This is a genomic window from Streptomyces griseorubiginosus (genome assembly GCF_017614965.1).
In the GTDB taxonomy this organism is placed as follows: domain Bacteria; phylum Actinomycetota; class Actinomycetes; order Streptomycetales; family Streptomycetaceae; genus Streptomyces; species Streptomyces griseorubiginosus_B.
On record NZ_WVUG01000001.1, the window covers coordinates 45,824 to 72,218 of the forward strand.

Consider the following 26,395-nt stretch of genomic DNA (forward strand, 5'->3'; position numbering starts at 1 on the left):
GCAGAAGTGAGCGGGGCGTGGGGGACGGGTCTGCCATGGGCGCTCCTGAGAATCGGGCGGGGGGTGGAGGGCGGCGGAGTCGTGGTCGACCGGATCCCACCGGGATGGGCGCGCCGCGGCGGAATCGGCCGGGATCGCTCCGGGCCGCGGCACCGGAAGCCTGCCGACGCCGGTGCCTGGGACCGCCGAGGCGCGGCCCGCGACAGCGCCCTCGGTCGTGATCAGGCCGTCCCGGGGGCGAACCGCCGGAGTTCCCGGCGGGCGAGGGACATCTTGTGGACCTCGTCGGGTCCGTCGGCTATGCGCAGCATGCGCGCCTGGGCGTACAGCTCGGCAAGGGGAAAGTCCTGGCTCACGCCGGCGCCGCCGTGGGCCTGGATCGCGTGGTCGATGACCCATGTGGCCATCCTCGGTGCGGCCACCTTGATGGCGGAGATCTCGACCGCCGCACCGCGGTTGCCGACGGTGTCCATCAGCCACGCCGTCTTCAGCACGAGCAGCCGGGTCGTCTCGATGCGGATGCGCGCCTCGGCGACCCAGTCCTGGAAGACACCCTGCTCGGCGAGAGGTTTCCCGAACGGAGTGCGCTGGTGGGCACGTGAGCACATCAGGTCGAAGGCGCGCTCCGCCATGCCGATGAGCCGCATCGCATGGTGGATCCGCCCAGGGCCCAGACGCGCCTGGGCGATCGCGAAGCCGCCGTGCAGCTCGCCCAGCAGGTTCTCGCGAGGGACCCGGACGTTGTCGTAGACGATCTCGGCGTGGCCGCCGTGGCCGCCGTCCGTGTAGCCGAACACGCTGGTCGACCGCAGTATGTTCACGCCGGGTGTGTCGAGCGGTACGACGATCATGCTGTGCGTCCGGTGGCGTTCGCCGGCGGGATCCGAGCGGCCCATCACGATGGCGACCTTGCAGGCCGGGCTCATCGCGCCGCTGGACCACCACTTGCGGCCGTCGATCCGGAACCCGTCACCGTCCTCGGTGATCCGCGTGTCGATGTTGTTGGCATCGGAACTGGCGACCAGGGGTTCGGTCATGGAGTAGGCGGAGCGGATCTCACCGTCGAGAAGCGGTTCCAGCCACCGTTTCTGGACGGCAGGTGTCGCGAACTGCGCGAGGATCTCCATGTTGCCGGTGTCGGGTGCCGAGCAGTTGAGGGCCTCCGGCATGATCCACGGACTGCGGCCGGTGATCTCGGCGAGGGGCGCGTACTCGAGATTGGTCAGGCCCGCTCCCTTCTCTCCCGGAAGGAAGAGGTTCCACAACCCGCGATCACGGGCGGCCTTCTTCAGCTCCTTCATCACGGGCGGAGTCTCCCAGGGGCCGATCTGGGTTTTCTGCTTCGCGTACAGGGGCTCGGCAGGGATGACGAGCTCGTTCAGGAACTCCAGGGCCTGCTGCTTGAGATCGCGGACCCGCTGGGTCTCGGTGATGTCCATATCAGATCGAGATTCCTCCGTCGACGGGCAGCACCACGCCCGTGATGTAGCTCGCTTCATCGGATGCGAGGAATCCGACGGCCGGGCATATCTCGGCAGGCTCGGCGAAGCGGCCCAGGGGGATGGCGCTGGAGAGTTCCGCCAATTTCTCGTCGGGAATCGAGTCGACCATCCTGGTATGGGCGTTGGGGGAGATGGCGTTCACCGTGACGCCGAACCGTGCCAGCTCCTTCGCGGTGGTCTTCGTGAATCCGATGATCCCGGCTTTGGCGGCGGCGTAGTTGGCCTGTCCCGTGTTGCCGCGCAGGCCGGTGTAGGAGGTGACGTTGATGATGCGCCCACGGCCCCGTGCCCGGAAGTGCGGGACGCAGGCCCGGGTGAACCGGAACGTTCCCCCGGCGTGAACGTCGAGTACCGCGTTCCAGTCGTCGTCGCTCAGCTTCCACACGACGCCGTCACGGAGGATTCCGGCGTTGTTGACGAGGACGTCCACACCGCCGAACTCGCGGACGACGGTGCTGGTCACATCCTCGACGTCCGAGGTCTTCCCGACGTCGGCGGAAAGGGGGAGGGCACCCAGCGTACTGGCGGCGGCCTTCAACTCCCGTTCGTCCAGGTCGACCATGGCGAGCTTCGCCCCATGGGAACTGAAGAAGCGGCTGAGTTCGAGACCGATTCCACGCGCCGCGCCGGTGACGATGACACTGCGACCGGTGAAGTCGTAGGAGATTGTGGGCATTTGAGTTCCTTCTAGTACGAACGGGCCTGGTACGAGTGAATGAAGGGTGCGGGAGAGGTCAGCGCAGTCGCTCGATGACCATGGCGAGGCCCTGGCCTCCGCCGATGCACATGGTTTCGAGGCCGAACCGGCCGTCATGACGTCGTAGCGCGTTCAGCAGTGTGGAGGTGATGCGGGCGCCCGTCATGCCGAACGGGTGGCCGAGGGCGATGGCGCCGCCGTGCACGTTGAGCCGGTCGATGTCGATCCCGAGGGCCCGCTGCGAGGCCAGGACCTGCGCGGCGAACGCCTCGTTGATCTCGACGAGGTCGATGTCGCCCATCGTCAGCCCGGCGTTCGCCAGCGCGCGCCGGCTCGCTTCGACCGGCCCCAGTCCCATGATCTCGGGGGACAGGCCGCAGGAGCCGAAGGAGACGATGCGGGCGAGCGGGTCCAGTCCCAGGTCCCGGGCGCGGGCGTCGCTCATGACGACGACCGCGGCGGCACCGTCGTTGAGGGGGCAGCTGTTCGCGGCGGTGACCGTACCGTTCTCGCGGAAGACCGGCTTGAGCCCGGACACCGCGTCATAGGACGTGCCGCGCCTGGGGCATTCGTCGATCTCGAACACGCCGCCGTCGGGCAGTGTCACCGGGACGATCTCGTCGGTGAACACGCCGTCGTCCAGGGCGCGTATCGCGCGTTGCTGGGAGAGCACCGCGAACTCGTCCTGGTCGCGGCGGCTCACCTGCGCGGCGAGAGCCACGTTCTCGGCGGTCTGGCCCATCGAGACGTAGATGTCGGGAAGCGCACCGTCCTCCCGGGGATCACGCCATCCGGCGTTGGTGGCGGCGCCCGCCTTGGTGCGCTGCTCGGCCTCCGCGAAGCGCGGGTTGTGGAAGACCGGGACGCCCGCGCCGACCGCCGTCTCGACCGCGTAGCGCGAGACGCTCTCCACGCCGGCGGAGACGAACACGTCTCCGTCGCCCGCGCGTATCGCGTTGGCGGCCATGCGGGTCGTCTCCAGGCTCGAACCGCAGCCTCGGTTCACGGAGGCGGCGGGAACGTGATCCCACCCCGACAGCACGGCGACGCGCCGGGCGATGTTCTCCCCCTGTTCACCGCTCTGCTCCCAGGCGCCCAGGTAGAGGTCGTTGATGTCATGCGGCTGCACCTGGGGAACTGCGAGCAGGGTCTTTCCGATGACTTCGGCCGCGAGGTCGTCCGCGCGCACGTCGACGAGCGAACCTTTGCGGGCACGGCCGATGGCTGATCGTGCCGCCGCCACTATCACTGCTTCGGTCATCGGCTCGCACTCTCCTGGGGCGGGTTGTCACGGAGCCGGCGGCGCAGGATCTTGCCGGTGGTCGTCCTGGGCAGTTCGTCGACGATCTCGACTAGGCGCGGGTACTTGTAGGCGGCCATGTTCTCCTTGGCGTACTGGATGATCTCGTCCGGCGTCGCCGTCACACCGGGGTGCAGGGAGACGAAGGCCTTGACGGTCTCCCCGCGGTACGTGTCGGGGACCCCGACGACGGCCACTTCCCGGATCGCCGGATGGGTGTAGAGAAGGTCTTCGACCTCCCGGGGCCACACCTTGTAACCGGAGGCGTTGATCATGTCCTTCTTGCGGTCGACGAGGTAGAACCAGCCCTCCTCGTCCATGAAGCCGACGTCGCCGGTGCGCAGTTCACCGCCGGGCAGGGCAGCGGCCGACTCCTCGGGCCGGTTCCAGTAGCCCGGGATCACCTGCGGGCCGCTGATCGCGATCTCGCCCACCTGCCCGACCGGCAGTTCCTCGCCGTCGTCGCCGAGGATGCGGACGACGGTGCCGAAGACCGGCACGCCGATGGACAGCGCCCCCGAGGCGGGATCGACGGGAGCGGTGGCGCCCAGCGGGGTGGCGTGGGTCGGCGCGTTGGTCTCGGTCAACCCGTAGATGTTGTGGATATAGATCCCCGTTCTGGCCTCGAACGCCTCGTTCACGGCGGGTGCGATCGGCGCGCCGCCGGAATACACGATCCGCAACGACGAGAAGTCCTCCGCCGGCCGGCTGGACTCTTCGGCCAGCCTGGTGAGAGCGGTGATCGCGGCAACCGTGAAGGTGGGCCGGTGCTCACGCAACGCGTCCAGCACGACCGCGGGATGGAAGCGGTGCGCGAGCACGAGCGGGCACGGCAGCAACAGAGCCAGACCGACATGGCCGACCAGTCCGGTGATGTGGAACAACGGCGCGATCCCGAGCACGCTGTCCCGTGAAGTGAGCCCGAGCCACTCGCGGAAGTTGTAGCAGCCGTACACCATCGTGCCGTGGGTGTTCATCGCGCCCTTGGGCCGGCCGGTGGTCCCGGACGTGTAGGTCAGCACCGCGATGTCGTCCGGTTTCGGGGCTGATGCTTCGGTCCGCCGTCCATCGTGGGCGGCCACGATGTCCAGGAGGTCGAGCGTGCCGTCGGCGACAGGTCGGCGTGGCGTCCGCAGCACGCGCTCGTCGTCGCGGGTCTGCCAGTCCAGCTCCGAGGTGGTGATCACCGTGCCCACACGGGTCTGCCTGGACGCGATGACATCGCGTACGACAGCCGGGTACAGCTCGTCCAGGCAGAGCAGTGCCGTCGCGCCGGAATCGGTGAGCATGAAGGCGAGCTCTCGGCCCTTGTTCATGGGATTGATCGCGACAGCGCCGCCTCCGGCCTTCCACGCGCCGAGCAGACCGACGACGAAGCCGGGGTTGTTCTGCACGTAGACGGCCAGTCGATCGCCGGGTTGGAACCCCCGGTCCAGCAGGGTGAGCGCGAGCGCGTCGGAGGCCTGGTCGAGCTGCGCGACGGTGAGTTCGCCGTCGAAGTAGCGGAGCGCGACCTGGTCCGGTGCGCGCCTGACCGAGGCCTGAAACATCTCCAGCATGGTGTGGAATTCAGGTTCGATGCCGTGGGGCTGGCCTTCCCGATAGCGGGCAAGCCACGGCCGACTGCGATATGTGCTCACCGGGATCTCGCTTTCCGCACCGCACCTGTGTGCGGCGCCTAGCGGCAGGGTCTACGGGCTGCTTCGCCTGGCCGCGGAATCGCACAGGCTGAAAGCCGGACGGCCGGTCGGGTCGATGTGATGGCTCGAACATTGCGATGGTGAGGTTCCAACGGCCCGGGGAGAGAGGGAGTGCGGATGGTCGGCCCTTTGCGTGCCGCTCGGCCGGAGGCGCTTCCGCGGCTCACGGTGCGCAGCCGGCGGACACTCGGGGGTGGAGTGGGTACCTCTCAGGCGGCTCGTGGCGGAGAGTGACCATGCCGTCGTTTAAGATGACGCCATGACGGAGGGGAGCGGTCGGCAGACCCAGGCACAGTCGATGAGCGACAAGGCGTTCGAGACGCTCCGTGATGCCATCGTGCGCTGTGAACTGGCGCCGGGTGCGTGGATCAAGGCGTCCGAGCTGTCGGAGTCGCTGGGCCTGGGCCGGACACCGACGATGCAGGCGCTCCAGCGCCTCGAAGCGGCCGGGTTCACCCGCCCGGTCAAGCGCAAGGGCTGGCAGGTCACGCCGGTGACGTTGCAGAGCGTCCATGACATCCTCGAAGCCTTCGAGATGACCGCCCCGGGGCTGGTGGCACTGATCATCCGAAACGCCTCGGACGAGCAGGTGGCCACACTGGGTGAGATGCTCACGAAATGGGTACCTGGCCGTCCCGCCTCCGAAGTCAAGCCTGATGTGACGGTGGCCCCGATCCGCTATGCCGTCCAGATCTGCGGCAACCCGGTGATCACGGGGATGTCGCTTCCCTTGGCGACGCACGTGGAGCGCGTCTTCAATTTCGGAATGCTGCAGGATCATTTCATGGACCCCGTTTACGTCCGTCGGCGCAGCGCTTTCCTGGAGGCCATGGCGGCCCGGGACGAGAAACGCGCGCCGGAGGCGTTTCTGAAAGTGCTCCATGTCGGGGCGGCGGAACTCAATCGGATTCTTCAGAGCGCGCAGTCCATCCGCTCCGTTCCCCTGCGCATCGAGCACGTCTCCTGACCCGGAGCGCCACGGCGGCGGCACATGATGCTGTGCCGTACTCGGCCTGGTCGGGCGTGGAGCGGCAGCCGGCACCCGCGGCTGACCTCGGCCGCGGGTGAGGCTGGTTCGCTCAACATACGGCGCCGCGCGATCCGCTGGTGTGGTCGAGCCCGACGCCGTCATGTGTCACTTGGAAGAGAAGTGTTCAGAAGCCCAGGTCGCGAAGTCGCGCACCTCAGGGTGCAGCTCGCGGGTGGCGGCGAAGTCGGCCTCGTAGGCGGGAGTCTTGCCGAACCAGGCGAACATCGCGCGCATGTCGGCGTTGTCACCGAGAACATCGAGGGGCAGGGGCTCGAAGCGGCCCGGCTTCCCGGCAGCGGCACCCAGCGTGGCGACGATCTGCTCGGCCGTGAGTTCGTCGCCGGCGATCTCGATCGCGCGGCCCTCGGTGGTCTTAGGGTCGAGAAGCGCGGTCGCGGCGATGGCACCGATATCGGCGACGGCTATCAGCTGCAACGGCACGTCCCCGGGCAGTGGCATGCGCAGCACGAGGACCCCGTCCTCCTCCTGAGGGCTGCCGCCGGGGGCTGCGAAGTTGTCCATGAAGAGGGTGGGGCGCAGGATCGTGGTGTTCAGCCCCAACTTGCGCAGGTGCTCCTCGATCCGGCCCTTGCTCTCGAAGTGGGGGACACCCGTGTTGCGCTCGGCGCCGCCCACCGAACTGAACACGAGGTGAGGGACCTCCGCGTCACGTGCCGCGTCGCCCAGGGCCAGGCCGAGCTCGATCTCGCGCTCCGTACCGCCCGGGCCCATCATCGTCGTCATGGCGTAGACGCCGTCCACACCGGTAAACGCCGCACGGAGTGCTTCATGATCCTCGATGCCGGCCTGGACCAGTTCTGCTCCGCGGTCGGCCAGACGGCGGGCGCGGTCTGACAGGGGGTCGCGCACCGTTGCCCGGACCCGGGCTCCGGCGTCCAGGAGCGCACTCGCGGTCGCGCCGCCCTGCTGTCCAGTGGCACCAACCACGGTGAAGAGCTTGCGGGGTTCCGCAACCGCGTTCGGGGAGCCATCTGCCGTCGTCATGTCGGTCTCCTTGTCGGAGCAGTAGTCGTCGTCACGCTGGAAAGCCAGGTCAGTGGTGCGGCCGGCTTCCCGTCAAACGTGTTTCACATCGCCTCAGGTCATCATTACCGTCTCAATAAAGATTTCTGTCTGTCAAGTTAAACATGTCTATGTTAGGTTCGTAGAGTCGCGCAACCTGGCCGAGCCGAACTCAGAAGGTTGTCCGACGTGGTGGCAAGCGTGTCCAACGCCGTCGGCGGTTTCCGTCGGCCGTGCCCGTGGCCCTCGCCTTGACAGCGCCGTTCTCCCGGATCGAGGTTCTCATGACCACCATTCCTGACCTGTCCGATGTAACAGGCACCGACTCGGCCGCCGGCCGTGACCGGCTGCTCTCCGCCCTGGACGAGATCGGTGACGAGCTCCAGGACGAAGGCCCAGCGTGTGATGAAGCAGGCAAGCTCACGGATCGCACGATGGACTTGCTGCGAGACAGTGGTCTCGGCTGGATATGGGTCAGTAAGGACCTGGGTGGCTTGGAGGTCTCCGCCGGCGACGCAGCCCGGGTCTTCGAACGCCTCGCCTACCTCGACGGATCGATAGGCTGGACCGGAGGCATCTTCCTGGGCTCCGGCCCCTTCCTGTCGTACTACGACAAGTCCGTCGCCAAGGCGCTGCTGGCCGATGGGTTGCCGAACATTTCCGCGACCGCCTACCCCAGTGGGCGCGCCGTCCAGGTCGAGGGCGGCTTCCGGGTCACCGCGTCCTACTCGTACTGCAGCGGCCTTCCGAACGCGGACTACGTCCTCTGCACCTCCACGATCTTCGATGGCGACCAGCCCATCCCGGCCCCCCCGTTCATGTTCCTCGTACCGGCCTCGGAGGCCATCCTCCAGGGCAACTGGGACACGATCGGACTCCGCGGCACCGGCTCCGTCGACTTCACCGTGACCGACGTTTTCGTCCCGGAGCACCACGCCGTCTCGCCGTTCCTCCCGCCGAAGAACCCTGGTATCGCCAGCGCCGGCTTGCTTCCACTGATTCACCTCGGGCGCCTGACATGGGCGTCCGGTGCCACTCGGCGACTCCTCGACGAGCTCGCCGCCCATGCCAGCCGTGACCCCAAGCCCGGTGCGACCCGACTCGCGGACAACCCGGTCTTCCGCACCGAGTTCGCGGACTTCGAGCTGGCCTACCGCGCCGCTCGCTCGCTCGGGTTCGAAGCCATTGCCGAGCTCGACGCCGCACTGGCACGTGGGGAGGGCCTCGACCGCCGAGCGACCACTCTGCTCGCCGGCGCGAGCGTGCACATGCACGACGTGAGTCGCGATCTCGCCCTGTGGGCGTTCAACAAGGGCGGTGGCACCGCACTGCGCGCCGGAAAGCTCCAGCGCGTCATCCGCGACGTCATCGCCGGCGGTCAGCACGCGATAGCCGGCCGCAGCCTGCTGCCGGACATCGGCCACGAACTCATCGGCGCACCGCCGGAGTTGCAGTGGCTCGGAACGGCACTTGGTGAGCTTCCCGCTCTGTGACCACGCCCGTCCGCGAGATGGCGGTCTGAACGAGTGACAGGACCGGCGATGTTCCGCACGCACCGCGCGGAACATCGCCGGTCCGCTTTGCCTGACGGTGCGTCACTCTGTCCTGCACAAACCGGCCCGTGTCCCGACCGATGGCGCCGACCAAGGCCATCGCGGCCTCCCGCGCACTGCCCAGCGAGCGAACGCCGACCCTTCGGGCATGCGTGCCGATGGCATCGGCGAAGCCCCCCGCCGGTGGTGTGCTGAGTGAGGTCACTGCACCAACGGCGGGGGGCTTCGTCATGTCATTACGCGTGGCCAGGCTGGGTCCACGGCAGGCGCGACTCCGTTCGTGACCAGCGGAACGGCTGGCCCGCCGGGTGAGTCACGGGGTGACGAGAGTGGCGTCCGGGGGGAGCGGGAAGTCCGGTCCGCCCGCGAGGAAGCCGATGACGAGGGCGGCCAGATCCTCGCCGCGGTCGCCCTGCACGTCGTGCGCCGCATCGTGAAGCAGGACGCCGCTGCAGTTGGGCATGAGGCGGACGAAGGTCCGTCCGTTCTGGGGTGGTATGAAGCCGTCCTTGTCGCCGAAGACGACCAGGGTGCGGACGGAGCTCTCCGGCAGCCGTTCGGCGATGTGCTGCTCGTAGTCGGGGTCCGCTTCCGCCAGCCTGGAGATCAACGCGAACATCCGGGCCTGGGCCTCGGGGTGAGGCGGTTCGAAGACCGGCGGCCGCTCGGGGTGGACGCGAACCTTGCGCAGGGCCTCCTCGGGCGTGACGCTCACCTGGGAAGGGTCGATGCCTTCGCGGAACGTGCCCGGCGCTTCGAGGACCAGTGAGCCCACGACTTCGGGATGGTCGAGGGCGAGGTTCAGGGCGACGTCACCGCCCAGCGCGGTTCCCAGCAGGTGGAAGCTCTTCAGCCCGAGGTCCTGGGTCGCCCGATACACGGTGTCGGCCAGCTCGGCGAGCGTCTGATCGCGGCCGTCGTCGGGCTCGTCGCCCCACCCGGGCAGTGCGAACTGGACAACGTCGTACTGCTCGGCGAGACGGTCCAGCGCGGGGGAGAAGCGGAGGCCGGCGGCGCTGTGAATGGCGACGAGCGTATCGCCCTCACCGGCACGGAAGTACCGGATCGTGTGGCCGTCGGCTTGAGCGACGCCTTCTGTGAAGCCGGAGCCGTACGGAGCGGGTGCGGAAGTCATGGGGCCAACTTTCAGTCATGGGCCGGCAGAGCAGACGGCCACAGCGACCATCCAGGCAAGTTGAAACATGTTTAAACTGCTGTAAGTAAATATTTCAACCTGCCGCTGCAGTGTCAAGGATCCTGCGGTTCCCACCGGGACGCCCGGCCGTAGCATCACTGGAAGTTGAGGCTGATGCTCTTGCTGTGAGTGAAGTGGTCCAGCATGGAGTCAAGGGTGAGTTCCTTGCCGAGGCCCGATTGCTTGTAACCGCCGTACGAGATGTTCACGCCGGCGACGAGGGCCTGGTTGACCTGGACGTAGCCCGCCTCAAGGGAGTTGACGGCCACCAGGGCGGTCTTGAGGTCCCGGGTCCATACGCTGGCGGCCAGGCCGAAGGGGGTGTCGTTGGCGATCTCTAGGGCCTCGTCGAGCGTGTCGAACGGCATGACGCAGGTGACCGGACCGAAGATCTCCTCCCGCGCGACAGGGTGGGCGTTGTCTATCCCGGTGAAGACCACGGGCCGTACGAAGAAGCCTTCTGCGAGCCGCTCGTCGCCGGGCAGTTCGGCTCCCTCGTGTGCGACTGCTCCGGCGGTCTCGCGGCCGGCCTCGATGTAGCCACGGACCTTGTCGAACTGGACCTCGGAGATGATGGTGCCGATGTCGGTCGCCTCATCGAGGGGATCTCCGATGGTCATTTCAGAGATCTTCTCCACCAGGCTCTCGACGAAGCGGTCATGCAGGGAGCTGTGCACCAGGATGCGCGACGCCGCGGTGCAGCTCTGCCCCTGCCGGGTGAAGCGCATGGCGACGACCGCGCCTGCGACGGCCTTGTCGAAGTCGGCGTCGGGCAGCACGATCATCGGGCTCTTGCCACCGAGTTCGAGTGTGACCGGGATCAGCTTGTCCGCCGCGGTCCGGTAGATGGTCCGGCCGGTCTCGACCGAGCCGGTGAAGGTCACCTTCGCAACATCCGGGTGGGCGACCAGCGGAGCGCCGCATCGGGGGCCATCACCTGAGAGCACGTTGAGGACGCCGGGCGGCAGCTCCGCGCTGAGCAGTTCAGCGGCGCGTAGGACGGTCAGCGGCGTCTCCTCGGCGCTCTTGACGACGACACAGTTCCCGGCGACGAGGGCTGGTGCGATCTTGATGGCCATCAGCATGAGTGGAACATTCCACGGCAGGATCGCAGCGACGACCCCGACCGGCTCACGCTGGGTGTAGGAAAGGACCCCAGGAGCGAAGGGGACGGTCTCTCCCTTGATCTCGCCGGCAAGGCCACCGAAGAACTGCAACGCGTCCACGACGTTGGCGGCTTCGACGCGGCATTCGGTACGCAACGCCTTGCCCGACTCCAGCGCCAACAGTCCCGCCAGTTCCTCGCTGTGCCGGCCAAGCACGGAGGCTGCCTCGACCAGCAGCTTTCCGCGGGCGCGCGCGGGGACTTGCGCCCACTCCCGCTGCGCACGCTTGGCCGCCGCAACCGCCTCGTCGACATCGGCGGTACCCGAGTTCGCCACGCGGACGATCAACTCCCGGGTGGCCGGATCGTAGAGCTCGAACAGCTCCTTCCCGGACGGCCCGACCAGCTTCCCGTTGACCAGGTTGACGCCTTCCAGGCGCCGAGCACTCTTCAGGGCGGACGCACGGGTGACAGCGGCATCGGTCATCGTGAACTCCTCTTGGTCAGGACTCGGCAGACCCGTGCCTCGGCGTGGCCGTCAGCAGTGGTTCGCAGCGGTGCGCGGTGTCCGGAAGCGCGGTGCCGACCGCCTCGGACGACGTGACCATGTGTCAGACGACCCCCGGCGTCGGTCGAGGTGTCCAAGCCGACTCGCCGTGAAGGGCTTTGCAACGGGCGCACAGCACACGGATTGACCCTGGCTTGTTTCAGACCCACCCGGAACCCATGGCCATTCGGTCCGTATGGCGGATCAGGCGATCCGCATAGAGGGACGGTACACTGGGGTGGTGTGATCGTCAACGGTTGGTTTCGCTGAGTGACCAACTTCGCGGGACGTGGCCGCAAACCTACAATCGCCCTCGTCCGGTCTACTGTGCGGACCGGTCCAGTCTCGCGGTCACTCTAGGAGCGCCACCCGTGCGAAGCGTGAAGACCACCTTTCAGATCCTCGACGCGGTCGCGGTTCACCAGCCCATCGGCCTGAGCGAGCTCGCCCGCCGACTCGGCCTTCCCAAGAGCACTGTGCAGCGCAGCCTTGCGACCTTGGCGGAGCTGGGGTGGATCAGGCCCGACGGACAGGCGGCAACCCGTTGGATGCTCGGCGAACACGCCCGCAGACTGAGCGAGATGATCGATGACTTCGGACACCTGCGAGATGTGGTGTCTCCCGTGCTCGACCGCCTGAACAAGGAGACCCTCGAGACGATTCACCTGGTGATTCCGGATGGCCGCATGGTGCGTCTGGTGGAGCGTCGCGACAGCAAGCATCCGTTGCGTCTGGTGCGTCCGATCGGTGCCAAGTCCCCACTGCACGCGGGGTCCACCGGGAAGTGTGTCCTCGCGCATCTGCCTGAGGCCGAGATCGAGAACTACATCGACGGAGGTCTTGAGGCGGTGACTCCGCACACGATCGTCGACCCGGACCGCTTGCGGGCCGAGTTGGCGGAAGTTCGGGACAGGGGCTACGCCACGACTGTCGATGAGTTGATCGTCGGTATCACCTCGGTGGCGTCATCGATCCGGCCCATGGACGGGCGGCCCATCGCGGCAGTGAGCATCTCCGGTGCCTCCCCGCGCATCCCCGCGGGCGTCCGCGCGGAGTACGGCCGCCTGGTCGCAGCAGCCACCCAGGAGATCACGGACAGCCTTCGCTAGCCGGCCGAGTCGCTTGGCCCGAGCCGCCCGTAGCAGCCGCATCCTGACGAGCGGTCACCTGGCGCTCTGCCGGCCCCGACCGCTTGCGCGTTCCTGGAGCAACCGGCGCCGTGAACTCTCGGCAGCCGTGACCGCGCGCTCCACCGCGGCAGCATCGGTCATCGCTCCGGCGCGCTTCACGAATCGGCCGGCCACGAGGACGTCCACCACGGCGTTGGCAGTCCCGTAGTTGACGATGCACGAAGCCGGGTCGCTTGCCGAGACCATCCCCGCCCGGCGCAGATCGATGACCGCGAGGTCTGCTGCCTTTCCCGGTGTCAGGCTGCCGATGTCGGCGTCGAGGCCGCTCGCCCGTGCGCCTTCGATGGTCGCGAACGCGAGGACGTCCCGCTCGGTGAGCGGGACCGGGGTTGATTCCCCGGTGTAGACCTGTTGCGCGGTTTCGGCGAGGAGTACGGCTCTCATGGTGGAGAACATGTCGGTCGGGGCGGTGGGTTCGGCGTCGATGCTGAGGCTCGGGCGTATGCCGGCGCGCACCAGTCGGCCGGTGGCCGGTCTGCCGATGCCGGGCATGGCCAGCTCGATGTAGGCCGACACGGAGGCGGTTGCGCCGTGGTCGGCCATCATCCGCAGCTCTTTCTCCGAGGTCTCGCAGCAGTGGATGAAGAGAAGATCGGACCCGAGAAGGCCCGCGCGTTCCAGCGCTGCGACACCGTGGTGCCGCGAGGACTCAACTCCTCCGATGTGCAGGGAGGATCGCAGGCCGAGGCTTCGTGCGTACGCGAGGTCTGCCCTGGCACTGTCCATGTCGGACAGCTCGGGGCCACGGATCATCATGGCGAAGGTGACCCGTCCACCGGCCGCGCTGTCACCACGTTTGAGAACTTCGGAGATGTACGTGGGATGCCGTCGCCGGTTGCCGTCGGCGGACCGCCAGGCGTAAGTGTCGGTCGAGGGCCATCCGTAGGCGAGCACCGCGCGCCCGCCGCCGTCGACCAGGGCCTGGAGGACCGCCTCGGTGTACTCGGGGCCGTTCTGGACGTGGGACTCGTCGCGGATGGTCGTGATACCGGTCTCGAGGGCACCGAGCATGCCCAGGAGGTCGCCCGCGTAGACGTCCTCCGGTGTGACCAGACCTCCGAACTCCGACCGGATGACTCGCACATACGCCGAGTAGTCCCTCCACGCGGTCATACCTCGCAACGAGGTCTCCCACATGTGCCGGTGCGTGTCGACGAAGCCCGGCACGATGGCCATGCCGGTGGCGTCGACGACTTCGGCGGTTTCGGGGATCTGGATCCGGGGTCCGATGTCGGCGATTCTGCCGTCGACGACAAGGATGCCGCCCACGAGTTCGCCCAGCGACTGATCCTGAGTGAGCAGGTGTGCGTTCAGATAGGCGAGGGGTCTCAAGAGTCGGCGCCCCCGTCCTCGGCCGGCTGCGCCGGCGCTGCACCGATCAGGACAACGGCCATTCTGGCGGGCTGGTCGGACCTGTTGCGCCATGCGTGGCGGGTGGCGTTCTGAACCACTACGTCGCCGGCGACCAGTCGCGTCAACTCCCCGTCGTCGAGCTCCAGCCATAGCTCGCCCTCGAGGAGGATCACGTAATCGACGGTCGGCGTGGTGTGCATGCCGTCCGGCTCGAACAGTTCGCCGAGCCCCGGGCCGTGCTTGAGTTGCTCCGCGGCGTAGAGCGGACCGTCGAAGCTCGGCAGGGCCATATGGGCATCCGGGGGGATGGTCACGAACAGCAGGCGTGTGCCGCCTCCCGGTTCGGGCACATAGGAGCCGACTTCAGTGGTGATGTCGTCGCCCGCACCGCTCACCGGTTCTCCGGGTTCGGTCGCCCCGGCGAGCTCGAACACGAACCCCGGAAACCCCTTGTAGGCGTGGCTCCGAGGAGGCTCGCCATCGCTGACGATGACTGAACGGCCCCGACCGTCATGTCCCGTGACGACCCTGCGCATTCTGAATCTCCGTCTCACTGGTGTGGGTGTAGCCGGCCGGAAGATCGTGTCGAAGCTGTTGAGCCTCGATGAATGCCCGGCGGTTCCATGCCCATGGCGGAGCCGCCTGGTTGGTGCAGGACTGCTTCGTCTCCGGCGTCCACCGGGCGCGCAGTCTGCTTCGATTCGAGCGGAGTGTCGCTGCTGTCGGTCTTGAACCGGGCCGACCCGCCTGCGGCGAACGGTCCATAACGCGGACCGAACTCATCGCGTTGCGGGACGCTATGGGAATCCGAGTATGACTGTCAACACATTCCGCGGGGTGCGCTCCGGTGCTGCCCGCTGTCCGTGGCGGAGCGTTCCGCGCGAACGGCTGAGCTGCGAGACGCTGGTCGCTCTTGGCTTTGGTGGCCGCCGAGTTGAGGGAGGACGGCCTCGGGGCTGCTTCTGGCGGGGTCGGCAGGAAGCGCGTGCCCATGGGCGGGTGCTTCCGGTCTCGCCGGGCTACGGAGCGGTCCTCCGGGCTGGTGTAGCAGGGGCCGCGGAGTGGTCCGCGCTGCGGACCACTGTGGATCGAATACTGGCAGTCGGCGACGCAAGGCAGGCAAGGCGAATCCGGCGCCCGCGCCCGTTGACCCATGACGCGATGCTCGGCTACCGTGCCAATATACAGACCGATGGTCCGCATTACGGACCAATCGAGCGGAGATCATCACTTCCACGCGCAGGTACTCGCCGCTGTGGCCAAGCTGCGGTACCGCTGACACTCCCGCACTGTTCGCTGATTCGTGGTCGTCGAGACGGCCCGGCGTTCTTCTTCCGAGCCGTGAAGCGCGCCGAGAAGGGACACCCGCATGACCAGCACAGGGTTCGACATCTTCGCGGAGTTCGGCCTCGACCCCAGGCCCGACGCGGAGCTGACCAGAGACGAGATCATCTCGCGCAACCTCAAGGTCGTCGACTGGCACTTCCACTCGGAGAACCCGCACGAGGTGGAGAAGGCCGTGGCGCTGTACGCCGACGACATCGTCTGGGAGGCCCCGAGCAGGGGGCTCGTCATGAGGGACGCCGGCGAGGTGCTGGAGGCCTACCGCAACATCTTCCGCACGATGGCCTACCGCAAGACGATCTCCCTGCGTCGGTTCGCCACTGAGGACTTCGTGTTCGACGACCAGATCGCCTGGGCCAAGGTCGTGGGCGACCCCGCGCAGATGCCGGGCATGCCCTTCCCGCAAGGCACCGAGGTCTGTGCCCGCCTGGTGCACTGCTTCCAGATGAAGGACGGCCGGATCTCGCGTGAGATCGCCTACGAGGTCTGGCGCGAGGCTGACAGCGACATCGCCCACGACGACGTGCCCGACGGCTCTGCCGTACAGGTCTTCTCGGGTCTGCCGGACTGAACCCCGTCAGCGGACAGCGCGGAACCCCGGGCCGTTTGGCCACCGAGAAGGGAAACACTGTGAGAGTTGTCGGCTACCTTCAGGACGGCGTCCGGCACGTCGGATCGCTGTGCAACGACAAGGTGACACCGCTGGGAACGACGGAGGCCTTCTACCGGCGCGGCGGGGGCACCGAGAAGGCCGGCGCTCCGGTCCCGGTGTCCGACCTGGAACTGGTCCCGTTCGTGCCGGAGACAGCACGCGTCTTCTGCGTGGGCGTCAACTACAAGGCGCACGCCACCGAAGCCAAGGAGATCGGGGGCATCGAAGCCCCCAAGTTCCCGATGATCTTCGGGCGATGGGCGTCCACGCTCGTGACGGACGGGACGCCGGTGCCGGTCCCTCCGAACGAGGACGGCCTGGACTGGGAGGTGGAACTCGCCGCCGTCATCAAGGACGACGTGTGGGAAGCGACGCGGGAGAACGCCCTCGACCACGTTCTGGGCTACACGGCTTTCAACGACCTCTCGGCCCGGCGCAAGCAGACTGACACCATTCAGTTCACGCTGGGCAAGAACGCGGACCGTAGTGGTCCGATCGGCCCCGTCCTGGTGACCGCCGACGAAGTCGAGGACCCGACGAACCTTCGGGTCATGACACGGGTCAACGGAGAGACGGTCCAGGACAGCAACACCAGTCTGCTGATCCACTCCCTGGCCGAGATCATCACCTACATCACCGACACGGTGACCCTCCGCGCCGGGGACGTCATCGCGACCGGCACCCCGGGCGGAGTCGGAATGAGCTTCACACCACCCCGGCTGCTCGGCCCGGGGGACGTGGTCGAAGTCGAGGTGGAGTCGATCGGCACCATCCGCACGCCCATCATCTCCCGCGCCGAACTCTGATCCGCGACGGATGTGCAGACCAATCCCGGTACAACGAAAGGGAGGCCGCGTGCCCACGGGTCAGCCGCAGGCGCCGCCATACGCTTGGAACCCCTACCGGTCGATTCACTTCGTCCCCGCCTCACGTCCGGACTGGGTGGGGAAGGCGGATGCGGCCGGGGCGGACGCCATCGTGATCGACCTCGAGGACTCCGTTCCACCGAACCAACGAGCCGCCGCCCGCCGGCAGATCAAGACGATGCTCAGCGACGGCTCAGCACTGCGGGCCGACCTATGGGTGCGTACCCTCGACGTGGACAACGCGGAGTTCGAGGACGATCTGGCCGCCGTGGTCCATGAAGGCCTGACCGGGGTCCTGCTTCCCAAGACCGAGTCGGCCGCCCAGGTCGTCGCGGCGTCGTCGCGCCTCCTCCACTTCGAGTCGATGAGAGACCTCGCGCCGGCGAGCACCGCGCTCATCGTGTCGCCGGAGTCTCCCGCCGCCATCCGCGATCTCGGTGACATCCTGCGCGCCGACCGTCGCGTCGTCGGCGTCGGTTTCGCCGGCGCGGACGGTGGAGACCTGTGCAACGCACTGGGGATATCGCAGAGCCGGGACCGGCGGGAGGTCCTCTATCTACGCTCACGGGTCCAGTTCGAAGCCGTCCTCGCGGGCTGTCGGCAGATCATCGAAAGTGTATGGGTCGATCTCAACGACCCCGATGGGTTCGCCGCCGACTGTCAGTTGTCCCGTCGCATGGGATACACGGGGCGCGGAACCATTCACCCCGATCAGATCACGGCGGCCAACGCGGTCTACGGTCCCGGCCCGCAGCAGATCGCGGACGCCCGAGCCTTGTTGACCGCTTACCGCGAAGCGGCGGCGGCCGGCCAGGGAGCCGTCAGACACCGCGGCCGAATGATAGATGCCGCCATGGCCGAAGGGGCGGAGCGCTTCCTCAAGCAGCTGGGTGCCCTCGATGCAGGAGTGTGAGACATGAGCGAGAGCCTCCCACTGGCGGGAATCACCGTCCTCGATGTCGGTCAGGCCATAGCCGGTCCGCTTGTCGGTCAGATCCTCGGGGACTTCGGCGCCGAAGTGGTCAAGATCGAGGATCCGGAGCACGGCGACACCTACCGGCACTGGCTGCCGCGCAAGGAGGGTGTGGAGCTCGGCTGGCTGTCGATAGCCCGTAACAAGAAGTCCGTCACGATGAACCTGCGGGATACACGAGGGGTCCAGTTGCTGAAGGACCTCGTCACCAAGGCCGACGTGGTGATCCAGAGCTTCAAGCCGAGCACCAGTGACCGGCTCGGTATCTCCTATGAGGACCTGGCCGCCGTGAACCCGCGCATCATCGTGGTTCAGGTGTCGGGCTTCGGACAGACGGGCCCTTATCGGGACCGCCCGGGGTTCGGCACGCTCGCCGAGGGGATGAGCGGCTTCGCCGAGATGAACGGCGAAGCGGACGGACCTCCCCTCCTGCCGCAATTTCCCCTGGCCGACAGCGTGGCCGCGCTCTACGCGGTCATCGGTGTCCTCACGGCCGTCCTCGACAGGGACTTGAACGGCGGCGGGAAGGGCCAACTCGTCGACGTCAGCCTCCTCGAGCCGTTGTTCTCGATCCTCGGCCCCATCTCAACCCTCTATGACCAGCTCGGGATCAAGCCCGTTCGGCTCGGGAGCCGTAACCCGGCCAACGCGCCCCGCAATCTCTACCAGACCAAAGACGGAAACTACGTCTCCATCGCGGCATCCGCGCAACAGGTGGCAAGGCGCTGCTTCGAAGCCATCGGCCGTCCTGAACTCTTCGACGACCCTCGCTACGCCACAGCGGCGGCACGCGTGGAGCACGTAGAAGAGGTGGATGGCCTGGTCGGCGACTGGGTCCGCGAACGATCCCGAGAAGAAGTGGTGCAGGTGATGAACGAGCACGGGGTCGCCGCCGCGCCCGTGTTCGACATCGAGGACCTCTCCGCGGACCCGCACGTCCTCGCCCGGGACATGATCCACACCGCGCACCATCACGTGCTGGGGGACGTGCGGATGCACGGCGTCGTACCTCGCCTGTCGCGTACCCCCGGGAGCATCCGGTCCGTGGGGCCGTCGCTCGGGGCACATACCGAGGACGTACTGCAACAACTGCTGCACCTGACCCCTGACGAGATCGGGCAGTTGCGCACCGACGGAGTCATCTGACCATCAGCGCTGACGGAGGAAACAGCCTTGCGGTACGACGTTGCCATCGTGGGATACGGCCCGGTGGGTCAGACGCTTGCCTTGAATCTTGGGCGAAAAGGACATCGAGTGGGCGTCTTCGAGCGCAACGACTCCCTGTGTGGCCAGCCGCGTGCCGGAGGCGGCGACGGCGAGATCATGCGTCTCCTGCAGAACCTGGGTGTGGCGGAGGAGCTCGAGCCGCTCTTCCAGCCATCCCTCGCCTTCGACCTGGTCGACAAGGACTTCAATGTGCTCCGCGTGGGAGGCGATCACGGAGTGAGCACGACCGGATGGCTCCCGTGGTACCTCTACCACCAACCGGACGTCGAGGAAGCGCTCGACAAGGCCATCCGGGAACTCGACAATGTCGACGTGTTCCTGGGGCGTACCGTCGTCGGCGTCGAGCAGGACTCCGACTGCGGCCGGCTGTTCGTCGACGGGCCGGAAGGGCGCTCCACCGTCGAGGCCGCGTATGTCATCGGCGCCGACGGCGCTCGAAGCCAGACCCGTGAGTGGCTGGGTGTGGAGCAGGTCGACCAGGGGTTCGAGCCGGCCTCCTATGTCGTGGTCGACATCAAGCACAGGGATCCCACCGTCGAGATCCCGCGGATGAACCTGATGCGGCAGGTCCTCGACCCGGCTCGCCCGCACTTCGCCTCTCGCTGGAACGGCACGGAACATTCTCGCTGCGAGTTCGCGGTCATGCCCGACGACGATCTGGACGCGATCGTCGAGCCGGAGAACGTCATGAAGATGCTGGAGCAGTTCTGGGACATCGACCCGTCGAACACGACCATCGTACGGAGCACCATCTACACCTTCCGCTCCAAGGTGGCAGAGACGTTCCGTGCGGGTCGGTTCTTCCTCGCGGGTGACGCCGCGCACCTCATGCCACCGTTCCTGGGCCAAGGACTCTGCTCCGGGCTGCGCGACATGGCCAATCTCGCCTGGCGCCTGGACCTGGTGCTGTCAGGCCGTGCTTCCGAGCGCGTCCTGGACGACTACACTCCCGAACGCAAACCGCATGTCGAGGGCATCGCGCGTGCGTCGGCGAGCATGGCCGACATCTGCATCCGGCTCGACCCCGCCACGATGGATGATGCCGCACGTGAGGCGTTCCGGACCGCCAAGTCCGCCGACTTCGACCGGAAGTACTTCGACGGGACTGTCGCCTCCGGTGCAGCGTTCGCCGGGGAGTACTTCATGCAGGCACGCGTCCACCACAACGGTCGCACCGGCAAGATGGACGACATCTTCGGCAACGGCTGGCGTCTCATCTCCCCGAGGAAGATGGACCTCTCTGCACTGGATCCCGAGCTCCGCCGGTGGAGTTCCGGCTTTCTTGAGGTGATCCCCATGTCGCGAGGGCGGCTTGCCGGGGTCGTGATCGACATCGACGCGGCGTACGCGGGCTGGTTCACAGCACATGGGGTGGACTTCGTCATCGAGCGCCCGGATCACTACCTGTTCGGGGCCGGCAAGCTGGAGGACCTGTCCGACGTGCTGGCGCAACTCCGGGAGCTCATCGGAACACCGCAGGCGGCGTAGCCCATGAGTGACAGGCTCGTCCTCCAGGTGATCCTTTGCAGCGTTCGATCCGGCCGCGTCGGAGAGCCCCTCACACGCTGGTTCTCCGACACCGCACGAGCACACGGACACTTCGACGTCGAGGACATCGACCTCAAGGAGACAGCGCTTCCCCTCCACGACGAACCGGACTTCCCGGTCACGCGCAAGTACACGCAGCCGCACACCGTCGCCTGGAGCAAGACGATAGAGCGCGGCGACGCCTACGTCTTCGTGACGCCGGAGTACAACCACGGCTACAGTCCCTCGGCCAAGAACGCCATCGACTACCTCTGCCACGAGTGGGCTTTCAAACCGGTCAGCTTCGTCAGCTACGGCGGCATCTCCGCCGGCACCCGGTCGGTGCAGCAGCTGATGCAGGTGCTGCAGGCGGTCCGTGCCGTGCCGATCGCCGAGCTCGTCGCTGTGCCCTTCTCTCACACCAAGCTCGACGAAGACGGCAACCTCGCCCCCGACGAGCCACTGTCGCTCGCCGCCATCGCAGTCTTGGACGAACTCGCCCGCATGGCAAACGGACTCAAGCCGCTACGCAGGCCTCTGCCGCCACTCTCCTGATCCGGAAGTGGGCAGAAGCGGAAGTCCGAGCGGGGCTGGTATTCAAGTCCGCGCTGTGCAGACGGCGGCGAGGGACCCTGCGGTCGTCTCGAAGGGGGTGCCGACGCCTCCGGGGGTCCCGTCCACCGACGGCAGGCGAGTGCGTGGCCATGGCGGCCTCTTTCAGCTGATCGGTTCGCCGGCCCACGCCGCCTGCAGCAGTAGGGTCAGGTTCGCGTAGGTGACGGGGGTGGGGTTGTTGGCGGGGATCGCCTTGACGATCGGGCCCAGCGCCTTGGCGATGCCGGTCTCCGGCATGCCGTAGTCGCGCAGTGCCCTCGGCGCGCCCAGAAGTTCACGCAGGGCGGCCAGTCCGGCGCTCGCCGTGCGGGTTCCGCACTCCGCGCCGATGGCCTGTGATATGCGTGCTTCCGCTTCGGGGGCGTGCGGGGCGTTGAAGGCCAGAACGTAGGGGAGCACGACCGCGTGGGTCTGGGCGTGCGGGAGATCGAACATGCCACCGAGGACATGGCAGATCTTGTGATGCATGCCGGAGCCGGCCGAGGCGAACGCGACAGCCGCCAGATAGGCGCCGTACAGGGTCTGTTCGATGCCTGCGACGCTCGTCGAGTCCTTGGCCACCTTCGGCAGGCCGGCCGCCAGGGCGCGGATGCCCTCCTGGGCCAGCGCCCGGTCGATGGGGTCGGCGCGTGGCCCCCACATCGAGTCCACGCAGTGGGCCATGGCGTTCATGCCACTGGCCACGGTCATGTCGCCGGGGAGCGTGGTCAGCAGAGCCGCGTCGTAGACGACCGACGCGGGCAGCACCGTGTCGTCCACGCCGGTGGTCTTGGTCTCGCCTTTGGTCAGGCCCCACACGTTGGTCGCCTCGGACCCCGCGTACGTGGTCGGCACCGCGACGATCGGCAGCCCGGTGGTCATCGCCACCGCCTTGGCCAGACCCGTGGTCGAGCCCCCGCCGACGCTGACCAGGATGTCGGCGCCCGCGTCGGCCGCGGCTCGACGGGCCCGCTCCGCAACGTCGACCGGTACGTGCATCACGACTTCCTCATGACGCAGCACGACCGCGATCTCCTTGTCGATGGGGTCGGCCAGCTCCTTCTCACGGTCCGACGCGATGAGCATGACCTTGGTGCCGCCGAGTGCCTCGACCTCCGCCGCCACGGCGGCAGGCGATCCCCCGGCCGCGAACACGACCCGCTGGGGAAGAGTCTCGTGGGTGAATCGCATCAGGCTTCCGTCAGCCACTGTCTGCCTTCCGAGTAGAGCTGCTCGACCGCTGTCCCGGTGAGGCCGGGGAGTCCTGGTTTCACCGTGAAACCCGCCTTCGTCTGCAGGTAGGCCAGGTGCCGGTAGCCGGTCGGGAACCGGTTCAGCAGGTCGGGGTCGAGTGTGAGTGAGGCAGCGGGGTCGACGACGTCGAGCCGGTCCTTCTCGTAGATCGGCTGCCGGCGTACGAGGGTCCAGCGGCCCTCGTGGCGGGCGAGGAAGTCGTAGAAGCGGCCCGTGCAGACGACGTCGACCTCGACGCCGTCGATGCTCGCGCGCTGGTTGATGGTCATCTTCGTCTGGGCGACGGCCCGGTCGCCGTCGATGTCCGCGGTGTGGCCGCCGAGGAAGTGGAGGATGCTGACGCCGTTGTCGAAGCCCTCGCGGCTGGCCTTGATGAAGTCGGCGGCGCTGCCCTGGAACCAGGTGGCGCTCATCCAGCCGTCGCGCGGGTGCCAGACCGTGGCGAAGCGGTCCCAGTCCCCGGCGTCGCGCCACAGCGCCCAGTTCTCGATCAGCTGCCGGATCTCGTTTCGATCGTCGTCGCCCTGCGACATGTTGACTCCTTGAAGGGGGGGAGGGTACGCGGATCTCGTCAGAGAGTCCGGAAGAACTCCTCCAGTTCCCGGTCGAGCTGTCGGGAGGCTTCTGTCTCCCGGGCGTCCGACAGCCATGCCGCTCCCACCGCGGGGCTGAAAGCCGCGGCGAGGAACCACCACCGGGGGAGCGAGGAGCGACGCAGGGGCGCACGCCGTGTCACGTGCGCCTCGCGGTCTCGACGCATCATCAGATGGGGTAGTGGCGGGATCCGGACTGGATGGTGATCCAGCGCAGTTCCGTGAACTCCTCGAGCGCGGCGCGGGAGCCGAATCGGCCCCAACCGCTGGCGCCGACCCCGCCGAAGGGCATCTGGGGTTCGTCGTGCACGGTGGCACCGTTGATGTGGCAGATACCGGACTTGATCCGGCGGGCCACGTCGAGCGCAGCGGCGGCGTCCTTGCCGAAGACGGCGGCGGAGAGGCCGTATTCGGTGTCGTTGGCGACCGCGACGGCCTCGTCGGTCGAGTCGACCTCGATGATCGAGACCACCGGTCCGAAGGATTCCTCGTGGTAGATGCGCATGTCCGACGTGACACCGCGCAGCACGGTGGGCTTGACGAACAGGCCGTCGGCCGTACCCCCGGTCAGGATCTGCGCGCCCTTGTCCCGGGCGTCCTCGATCAGCGCGATGACGTGGTCCCGGGCGGCCGTGTGGACCAGGGGGCCGATCTGGGAGCTGGCGTCGCTCGGGGGCCCGACGACCAGCTTGGCGGCGCGCTCGGCCAGCCGGGCGGACAAATCGTCCGCCAACGCCCTGTTGACGATGACCCGTTCCGTCGACATGCAGATCTCGCCCTGGTTCATGAAGGCCCCGAAGCTCGCCGCCGCGGCGGCCTCCTCCAGATCGGCGTCGGGAAGCACCAGGAAGGGAGCCTTGCCGCCGAGTTCGAGGACCACCCGGGTCAGGTGGCGGCCGCCGAGTTCGCCGATGACGCGGCCGACCCTGCTGGATCCCGTGAAGTTCACGCGGGTGACGGCCGGGTGGGCGATCAGGGCCTCGACGACGGCCGGACCGTCCTCGGGTGCGTTGCTGATGAGGTTGACCGCTCCGGCGGGCACTCCGGCGTCGTGCAGCACCTGGACGATGGCGGCCTGGGTGAGCGGGGTCTGCTCGGAGGACTTCAGCACCACGGTGTTGCCCCACACCAGCGGCCACACGATGGCGCGTACGCCCAGGATCAGCGGGGCGTTCCACGGCGCGATACCGACGACGACACCGACCGGCTGGCGTACACCGAGGGCGGTGAGGCCGGGCACGTCGGACGGGATGACCTCGCCGACGGCCGCGTAGGCCTGGGCCGCCGCCTCCACGAGCATGCCCTTCGCCACGTGCACGTTGAAGCCGCACCACGGAAGCGTGGCACCCATCTCGCGGCTCATCGTGGCGACGATGTCGTCGCTGCGTTCGCCGAGCAGGGCGGCCGCTCGCTCCAGGACCGCCCGCCGGGCGGCCGGCGGGAGACCCGACCACTCGTCGAGAGCGGCCGACGCGGCGTTCACCGCGAGGTCGACGTCCTCGGCGGAGGCCGCGGCGACCCGGGCGATAGGTTCGCCGGTCAGCGCCTCGGTCGTCTCGAAGTAGCGGCCGTCCCGGGCCGCGACGCGCTCGCCCGCGATGAGGAGGTCGCTGGTCCGGACCGCGCCGGACGTGGGTGTCTCGATCTCAGTGGCTGACATGTGTTGCCCCATCTCCACGACAGCGGCGCCATCGCCGCTCGAACCTGCATGTCGAACTCTCTGCGGTCGGCGCCCCGCCCTGAACCCTCTTGTCCGTTCATCGAACAGCGGTGTGGGACCAGGGCGGTCGGCGGCCGGGGTGTCAGACCGGCGGCAGACGCTTGGCCTGGTGCATGTGGGCGAGCCGCCAGCCCTGGGCGGTCGCCTCCCACACGCGCGTCACCGCCTCCTGGACCGGGAACGGCGGAAGGTTCTCGTCGAAGACGATGTGCATCTCCTGCAGACACGTGGTGATCGCGGTGTTGCCGCGCACTGTGATGCTCAGTTCCTCGGCCTTGGCGAAGACGTGGCGGCGGCGGGTCCAGGTGAAATGGGCGAAGGTCCTGGCATCGTCGATCTTCCCGACCGGGCCGTGGACCGCCCGGCTGTCGTCGAGCATGAGGGCGGTCATCGCCTCCTCGCCCTCGGTGAGCGCCACCAGCCAGGCGGCCTCCGCCTCTTCGATCGCCCGTACGGTGGTGGCGGCTGTGGCGGATGTCGTCGTCATAGATCAAGCTCCAGAATCGGTGAGTGTGCTCGGGAGGAGCACGTCGTGAACAGGCCGTCGGCGCGTTCGCGGTCGGTCAGGATGTCGTCGCGGTGGTCGGGCTCTCCGGCGAGGACGCGCACGATGCACTCCCCGCAGATCCCCTGCTGGCAGGAGTAGGGGGCGTCGACGCCCGCCGTGAGCAGGACGTCGAGGACGCTCTCGCCCTCCTTGATCTCGTATTCGCCGCCGGTCTTGGCGAGCCGCACCGTGAACGCGCCGCCGCCGGCGGGCGAGCCGGTGTCCTGCGTGGGGGCGAAGCGCTCCTTGTGGATCGCTTCGGCGGGCCATCCCGCTCCCTGGGCGGCGGAGATCACGAAGTCCATGAATCCTCCGGGCCCGCAGACGTAGATCGCCGTGTCGGGGGAGGGCGGGCCGAGGTCGCCGGCGACGGTGAACCGCTGCTCGTCCGGTCCGTCGTCGAAGTGCAGCCGGACACGGTGGTTGTGCTCCAGCTCGTCGAGGAACGCCGACTCGGCCCGGCTGCGCGCGCAGTAGTGCAACTCGTAGTCCGCGCCGCCTGCTTCGAGCGCGTGCGCCATGGCGAGCAGGGGGGTGACGCCGATGCCGCCGGCCACCAGCAGATGGCGGCTTGCCTGGTCGGACACGCCGAACCGGTTGCGCGGACGGGAGATCCGCAGCCGGTCGCCCTCGCGCAGCCGGTGCATCCCGAGCGAGCCGCCGCGTGACGCCGTCTCGGCCAGCACGGCCAGCCGGTAGCGGGTGCGGTCGTGCGGCGGGCCGCACAGGGAGTACTGGCGGATCAGCCTGGCGCCGTCCACGAGTACGTCGACATGGGCGCCGGCGGCGAACTCCGGGAGTTCGGCGCCGGCGGGACTGATCAGGTCGAGCACCACGATCCGGGCGGTCGCGTCGTGCCGGGCGACCACGATGGTGTCGAGCCACTCGTCGCTCATGCCGCCG

Annotated in this window: 23 protein-coding genes; 9 read left to right on the top strand and 14 right to left on the bottom strand. The window is 67.8% G+C overall.

Annotated features, from left to right (window positions below; translation table 11 throughout):
- Window positions 1–221: 221 nt before the first annotated feature.
- Genes GRC12_RS00220 through GRC12_RS00235 form a run of 4 tightly spaced genes read right to left on the bottom strand, consistent with a single transcriptional unit; the run spans window position 222 to window position 5,058 of the window.
- Window positions 222–1,439, bottom strand: coding sequence for an acyl-CoA dehydrogenase family protein (locus GRC12_RS00220; protein WP_208776534.1), 1,218 nt, complete (start codon window positions 1,437–1,439; stop codon window positions 222–224).
- A gap of 1 nt (window position 1,440) precedes the next feature.
- Entirely contained in the window at window positions 1,441–2,178 is a 738-nt protein-coding gene (locus GRC12_RS00225) for an SDR family NAD(P)-dependent oxidoreductase (RefSeq protein ID WP_208776535.1), read from the bottom strand.
- A gap of 58 nt (window positions 2,179–2,236) precedes the next feature.
- Window positions 2,237–3,460: an acetyl-CoA C-acetyltransferase gene (locus tag GRC12_RS00230; protein WP_208776536.1), complete on the bottom strand. Its 1,224-nt coding sequence runs from the start codon at window positions 3,458–3,460 to the stop codon at window positions 2,237–2,239.
- Window positions 3,457–5,058: a class I adenylate-forming enzyme family protein gene (locus GRC12_RS00235; RefSeq protein WP_244371819.1), complete on the bottom strand. Its 1,602-nt coding sequence runs from the start codon at window positions 5,056–5,058 to the stop codon at window positions 3,457–3,459. The genes GRC12_RS00230 and GRC12_RS00235 overlap by 4 nt, the downstream gene beginning before the upstream one ends.
- 400 nt (window positions 5,059–5,458) lie before the next feature.
- Here GRC12_RS00235 and GRC12_RS00240 point away from each other — a divergent pair, with 400 nt between their 5' ends.
- On the top strand, window positions 5,459–6,166 hold the full coding sequence (locus tag GRC12_RS00240; protein WP_208776538.1) for a GntR family transcriptional regulator: 708 nt from the start codon (window positions 5,459–5,461) through the stop codon (window positions 6,164–6,166).
- Between the two features lie 168 nt (window positions 6,167–6,334).
- Here GRC12_RS00240 and GRC12_RS00245 read toward each other — a convergent pair whose 3' ends face one another.
- Window positions 6,335–7,234 carry an NmrA/HSCARG family protein gene (locus GRC12_RS00245; protein WP_208776539.1) on the bottom strand — a complete coding sequence of 300 codons (900 nt, stop codon included), beginning with the start codon at window positions 7,232–7,234 and terminating at the stop codon, window positions 6,335–6,337.
- A 302-nt stretch (window positions 7,235–7,536) separates the two neighbouring features.
- Between GRC12_RS00245 and GRC12_RS00250 the strand changes: the two genes are divergently transcribed.
- Entirely contained in the window at window positions 7,537–8,745 is a 1,209-nt protein-coding gene (locus GRC12_RS00250) for an acyl-CoA dehydrogenase family protein (RefSeq protein ID WP_208776540.1), read from the top strand.
- Between the two features lie 373 nt (window positions 8,746–9,118).
- Here GRC12_RS00250 and GRC12_RS00255 read toward each other — a convergent pair whose 3' ends face one another.
- Together GRC12_RS00255 and GRC12_RS00260 are read right to left on the bottom strand one after the other, a co-directional pair.
- Window positions 9,119–9,940: an alpha/beta fold hydrolase gene (locus GRC12_RS00255; RefSeq protein ID WP_208776541.1), complete on the bottom strand. Its 822-nt coding sequence runs from the start codon at window positions 9,938–9,940 to the stop codon at window positions 9,119–9,121.
- A 155-nt stretch (window positions 9,941–10,095) separates the two neighbouring features.
- Window positions 10,096–11,592 (bottom strand): aldehyde dehydrogenase family protein, encoded by a 1,497-nt coding sequence (locus tag GRC12_RS00260; protein WP_208776542.1) that lies wholly within the window; start codon window positions 11,590–11,592, stop codon window positions 10,096–10,098.
- Window positions 11,593–12,023: 431 nt separating this feature from the next.
- Here GRC12_RS00260 and GRC12_RS00265 point away from each other — a divergent pair, with 431 nt between their 5' ends.
- Window positions 12,024–12,761: an IclR family transcriptional regulator gene (locus GRC12_RS00265; protein WP_208776543.1), complete on the top strand. Its 738-nt coding sequence runs from the start codon at window positions 12,024–12,026 to the stop codon at window positions 12,759–12,761.
- 54 nt (window positions 12,762–12,815) lie between these two features.
- Here GRC12_RS00265 and GRC12_RS00270 read toward each other — a convergent pair whose 3' ends face one another.
- Both GRC12_RS00270 and GRC12_RS00275 read right to left on the bottom strand, forming a co-directional pair.
- On the bottom strand, window positions 12,816–14,174 hold the full coding sequence (locus GRC12_RS00270) for an amidohydrolase family protein (RefSeq protein WP_208776544.1): 1,359 nt from the start codon (window positions 14,172–14,174) through the stop codon (window positions 12,816–12,818).
- Window positions 14,171–14,629, bottom strand: a complete 459-nt coding sequence (locus GRC12_RS00275; protein WP_308286424.1) for a cupin domain-containing protein — start codon at window positions 14,627–14,629, stop codon at window positions 14,171–14,173. The genes GRC12_RS00270 and GRC12_RS00275 overlap by 4 nt, the downstream gene beginning before the upstream one ends.
- Window positions 14,630–15,564: 935 nt before the next feature.
- On the opposite strand from GRC12_RS00275, the gene GRC12_RS00280 reads away from it, so the two are divergent.
- The 6 genes from GRC12_RS00280 to GRC12_RS00305 are packed head-to-tail and all read left to right on the top strand — an operon-like array spanning window position 15,565 to window position 21,339.
- Entirely contained in the window at window positions 15,565–16,110 is a 546-nt protein-coding gene (locus GRC12_RS00280; RefSeq protein ID WP_208776546.1) for a nuclear transport factor 2 family protein, read from the top strand.
- A gap of 59 nt (window positions 16,111–16,169) precedes the next feature.
- The gene (locus tag GRC12_RS00285; RefSeq protein ID WP_208776547.1) at window positions 16,170–16,997 is read left to right on the top strand and encodes a fumarylacetoacetate hydrolase family protein; all 828 of its coding nucleotides are present in this window, start codon (window positions 16,170–16,172) and stop codon (window positions 16,995–16,997) included.
- 10 nt (window positions 16,998–17,007) lie between these two features.
- Window positions 17,008–17,970: an HpcH/HpaI aldolase/citrate lyase family protein gene (locus GRC12_RS00290; protein ID WP_244371822.1), complete on the top strand. Its 963-nt coding sequence runs from the start codon at window positions 17,008–17,010 to the stop codon at window positions 17,968–17,970.
- 3 nt (window positions 17,971–17,973) lie between these two features.
- A complete protein-coding gene (locus GRC12_RS00295; RefSeq protein WP_208776549.1) occupies window positions 17,974–19,176 on the top strand; it encodes a CaiB/BaiF CoA transferase family protein in 1,203 nt (400 codons plus the stop codon).
- A 27-nt stretch (window positions 19,177–19,203) separates the two neighbouring features.
- Window positions 19,204–20,745, top strand: a complete 1,542-nt coding sequence (locus GRC12_RS00300; RefSeq protein ID WP_208776550.1) for a bifunctional 3-(3-hydroxy-phenyl)propionate/3-hydroxycinnamic acid hydroxylase — start codon at window positions 19,204–19,206, stop codon at window positions 20,743–20,745.
- A 3-nt stretch (window positions 20,746–20,748) separates the two neighbouring features.
- The gene (locus tag GRC12_RS00305; protein WP_208776551.1) at window positions 20,749–21,339 is read left to right on the top strand and encodes an NADPH-dependent FMN reductase; all 591 of its coding nucleotides are present in this window, start codon (window positions 20,749–20,751) and stop codon (window positions 21,337–21,339) included.
- 162 nt (window positions 21,340–21,501) lie between these two features.
- On the opposite strand, the gene GRC12_RS00310 is transcribed toward GRC12_RS00305, so the two are convergent.
- The 5 genes from GRC12_RS00310 to GRC12_RS00330 form a co-directional block, all read right to left on the bottom strand.
- Window positions 21,502–22,569, bottom strand: coding sequence for a maleylacetate reductase (locus GRC12_RS00310; protein ID WP_208776552.1), 1,068 nt, complete (start codon window positions 22,567–22,569; stop codon window positions 21,502–21,504).
- Window positions 22,569–23,165 carry a nuclear transport factor 2 family protein gene (locus tag GRC12_RS00315; protein WP_208776553.1) on the bottom strand — a complete coding sequence of 199 codons (597 nt, stop codon included), beginning with the start codon at window positions 23,163–23,165 and terminating at the stop codon, window positions 22,569–22,571. The genes GRC12_RS00310 and GRC12_RS00315 overlap by 1 nt, the downstream gene beginning before the upstream one ends.
- Before the next feature lie 229 nt (window positions 23,166–23,394).
- Window positions 23,395–24,885, bottom strand: a complete 1,491-nt coding sequence (locus GRC12_RS00320; RefSeq protein WP_208776554.1) for an aldehyde dehydrogenase — start codon at window positions 24,883–24,885, stop codon at window positions 23,395–23,397.
- A 142-nt stretch (window positions 24,886–25,027) separates the two neighbouring features.
- Window positions 25,028–25,432 carry a nuclear transport factor 2 family protein gene (locus GRC12_RS00325; protein WP_208776555.1) on the bottom strand — a complete coding sequence of 135 codons (405 nt, stop codon included), beginning with the start codon at window positions 25,430–25,432 and terminating at the stop codon, window positions 25,028–25,030.
- The gene (locus GRC12_RS00330; protein WP_208776556.1) at window positions 25,429–26,388 is read right to left on the bottom strand and encodes a PDR/VanB family oxidoreductase; all 960 of its coding nucleotides are present in this window, start codon (window positions 26,386–26,388) and stop codon (window positions 25,429–25,431) included. Before GRC12_RS00330 ends, GRC12_RS00325 begins: the two co-directional genes overlap by 4 nt.
- Window positions 26,389–26,395: the final 7 nt, after the last annotated feature.

What these genes read in the sequence shown, in the direction of transcription:
- GRC12_RS00220 (WP_208776534.1), bottom strand. Translation starts at nt 1,439, where the DNA reads ATGGACATCACCGAGACCCAGCGGGTCCGCGATCTCAAGCAGCAGGCC.
- GRC12_RS00225 (WP_208776535.1), bottom strand. Translation starts at nt 2,178, where the DNA reads ATGCCCACAATCTCCTACGACTTCACCGGTCGCAGTGTCATCGTCACC.
- GRC12_RS00230 (WP_208776536.1), bottom strand. Translation starts at nt 3,460, where the DNA reads ATGACCGAAGCAGTGATAGTGGCGGCGGCACGATCAGCCATCGGCCGT.
- GRC12_RS00235 (WP_244371819.1), bottom strand. Translation starts at nt 5,058, where the DNA reads ATGCTGGAGATGTTTCAGGCCTCGGTCAGGCGCGCACCGGACCAGGTC.
- GRC12_RS00240 (WP_208776538.1), top strand. Translation starts at nt 5,459, where the DNA reads ATGACGGAGGGGAGCGGTCGGCAGACCCAGGCACAGTCGATGAGCGAC.
- GRC12_RS00245 (WP_208776539.1), bottom strand. Translation starts at nt 7,234, where the DNA reads ATGACGACGGCAGATGGCTCCCCGAACGCGGTTGCGGAACCCCGCAAG.
- GRC12_RS00250 (WP_208776540.1), top strand. Translation starts at nt 7,537, where the DNA reads ATGACCACCATTCCTGACCTGTCCGATGTAACAGGCACCGACTCGGCC.
- GRC12_RS00255 (WP_208776541.1), bottom strand. Translation starts at nt 9,940, where the DNA reads ATGACTTCCGCACCCGCTCCGTACGGCTCCGGCTTCACAGAAGGCGTC.
- GRC12_RS00260 (WP_208776542.1), bottom strand. Translation starts at nt 11,592, where the DNA reads ATGACCGATGCCGCTGTCACCCGTGCGTCCGCCCTGAAGAGTGCTCGG.
- GRC12_RS00280 (WP_208776546.1), top strand. Translation starts at nt 15,565, where the DNA reads ATGACCAGCACAGGGTTCGACATCTTCGCGGAGTTCGGCCTCGACCCC.
- GRC12_RS00290 (WP_244371822.1), top strand. Translation starts at nt 17,008, where the DNA reads ATGTGCAGACCAATCCCGGTACAACGAAAGGGAGGCCGCGTGCCCACG.
- GRC12_RS00295 (WP_208776549.1), top strand. Translation starts at nt 17,974, where the DNA reads ATGAGCGAGAGCCTCCCACTGGCGGGAATCACCGTCCTCGATGTCGGT.
- GRC12_RS00305 (WP_208776551.1), top strand. Translation starts at nt 20,749, where the DNA reads ATGAGTGACAGGCTCGTCCTCCAGGTGATCCTTTGCAGCGTTCGATCC.
- GRC12_RS00310 (WP_208776552.1), bottom strand. Translation starts at nt 22,569, where the DNA reads ATGCGATTCACCCACGAGACTCTTCCCCAGCGGGTCGTGTTCGCGGCC.
- GRC12_RS00315 (WP_208776553.1), bottom strand. Translation starts at nt 23,165, where the DNA reads ATGTCGCAGGGCGACGACGATCGAAACGAGATCCGGCAGCTGATCGAG.
- GRC12_RS00320 (WP_208776554.1), bottom strand. Translation starts at nt 24,885, where the DNA reads ATGTCAGCCACTGAGATCGAGACACCCACGTCCGGCGCGGTCCGGACC.
- GRC12_RS00325 (WP_208776555.1), bottom strand. Translation starts at nt 25,432, where the DNA reads ATGACGACGACATCCGCCACAGCCGCCACCACCGTACGGGCGATCGAA.
- GRC12_RS00330 (WP_208776556.1), bottom strand. Translation starts at nt 26,388, where the DNA reads ATGAGCGACGAGTGGCTCGACACCATCGTGGTCGCCCGGCACGACGCG.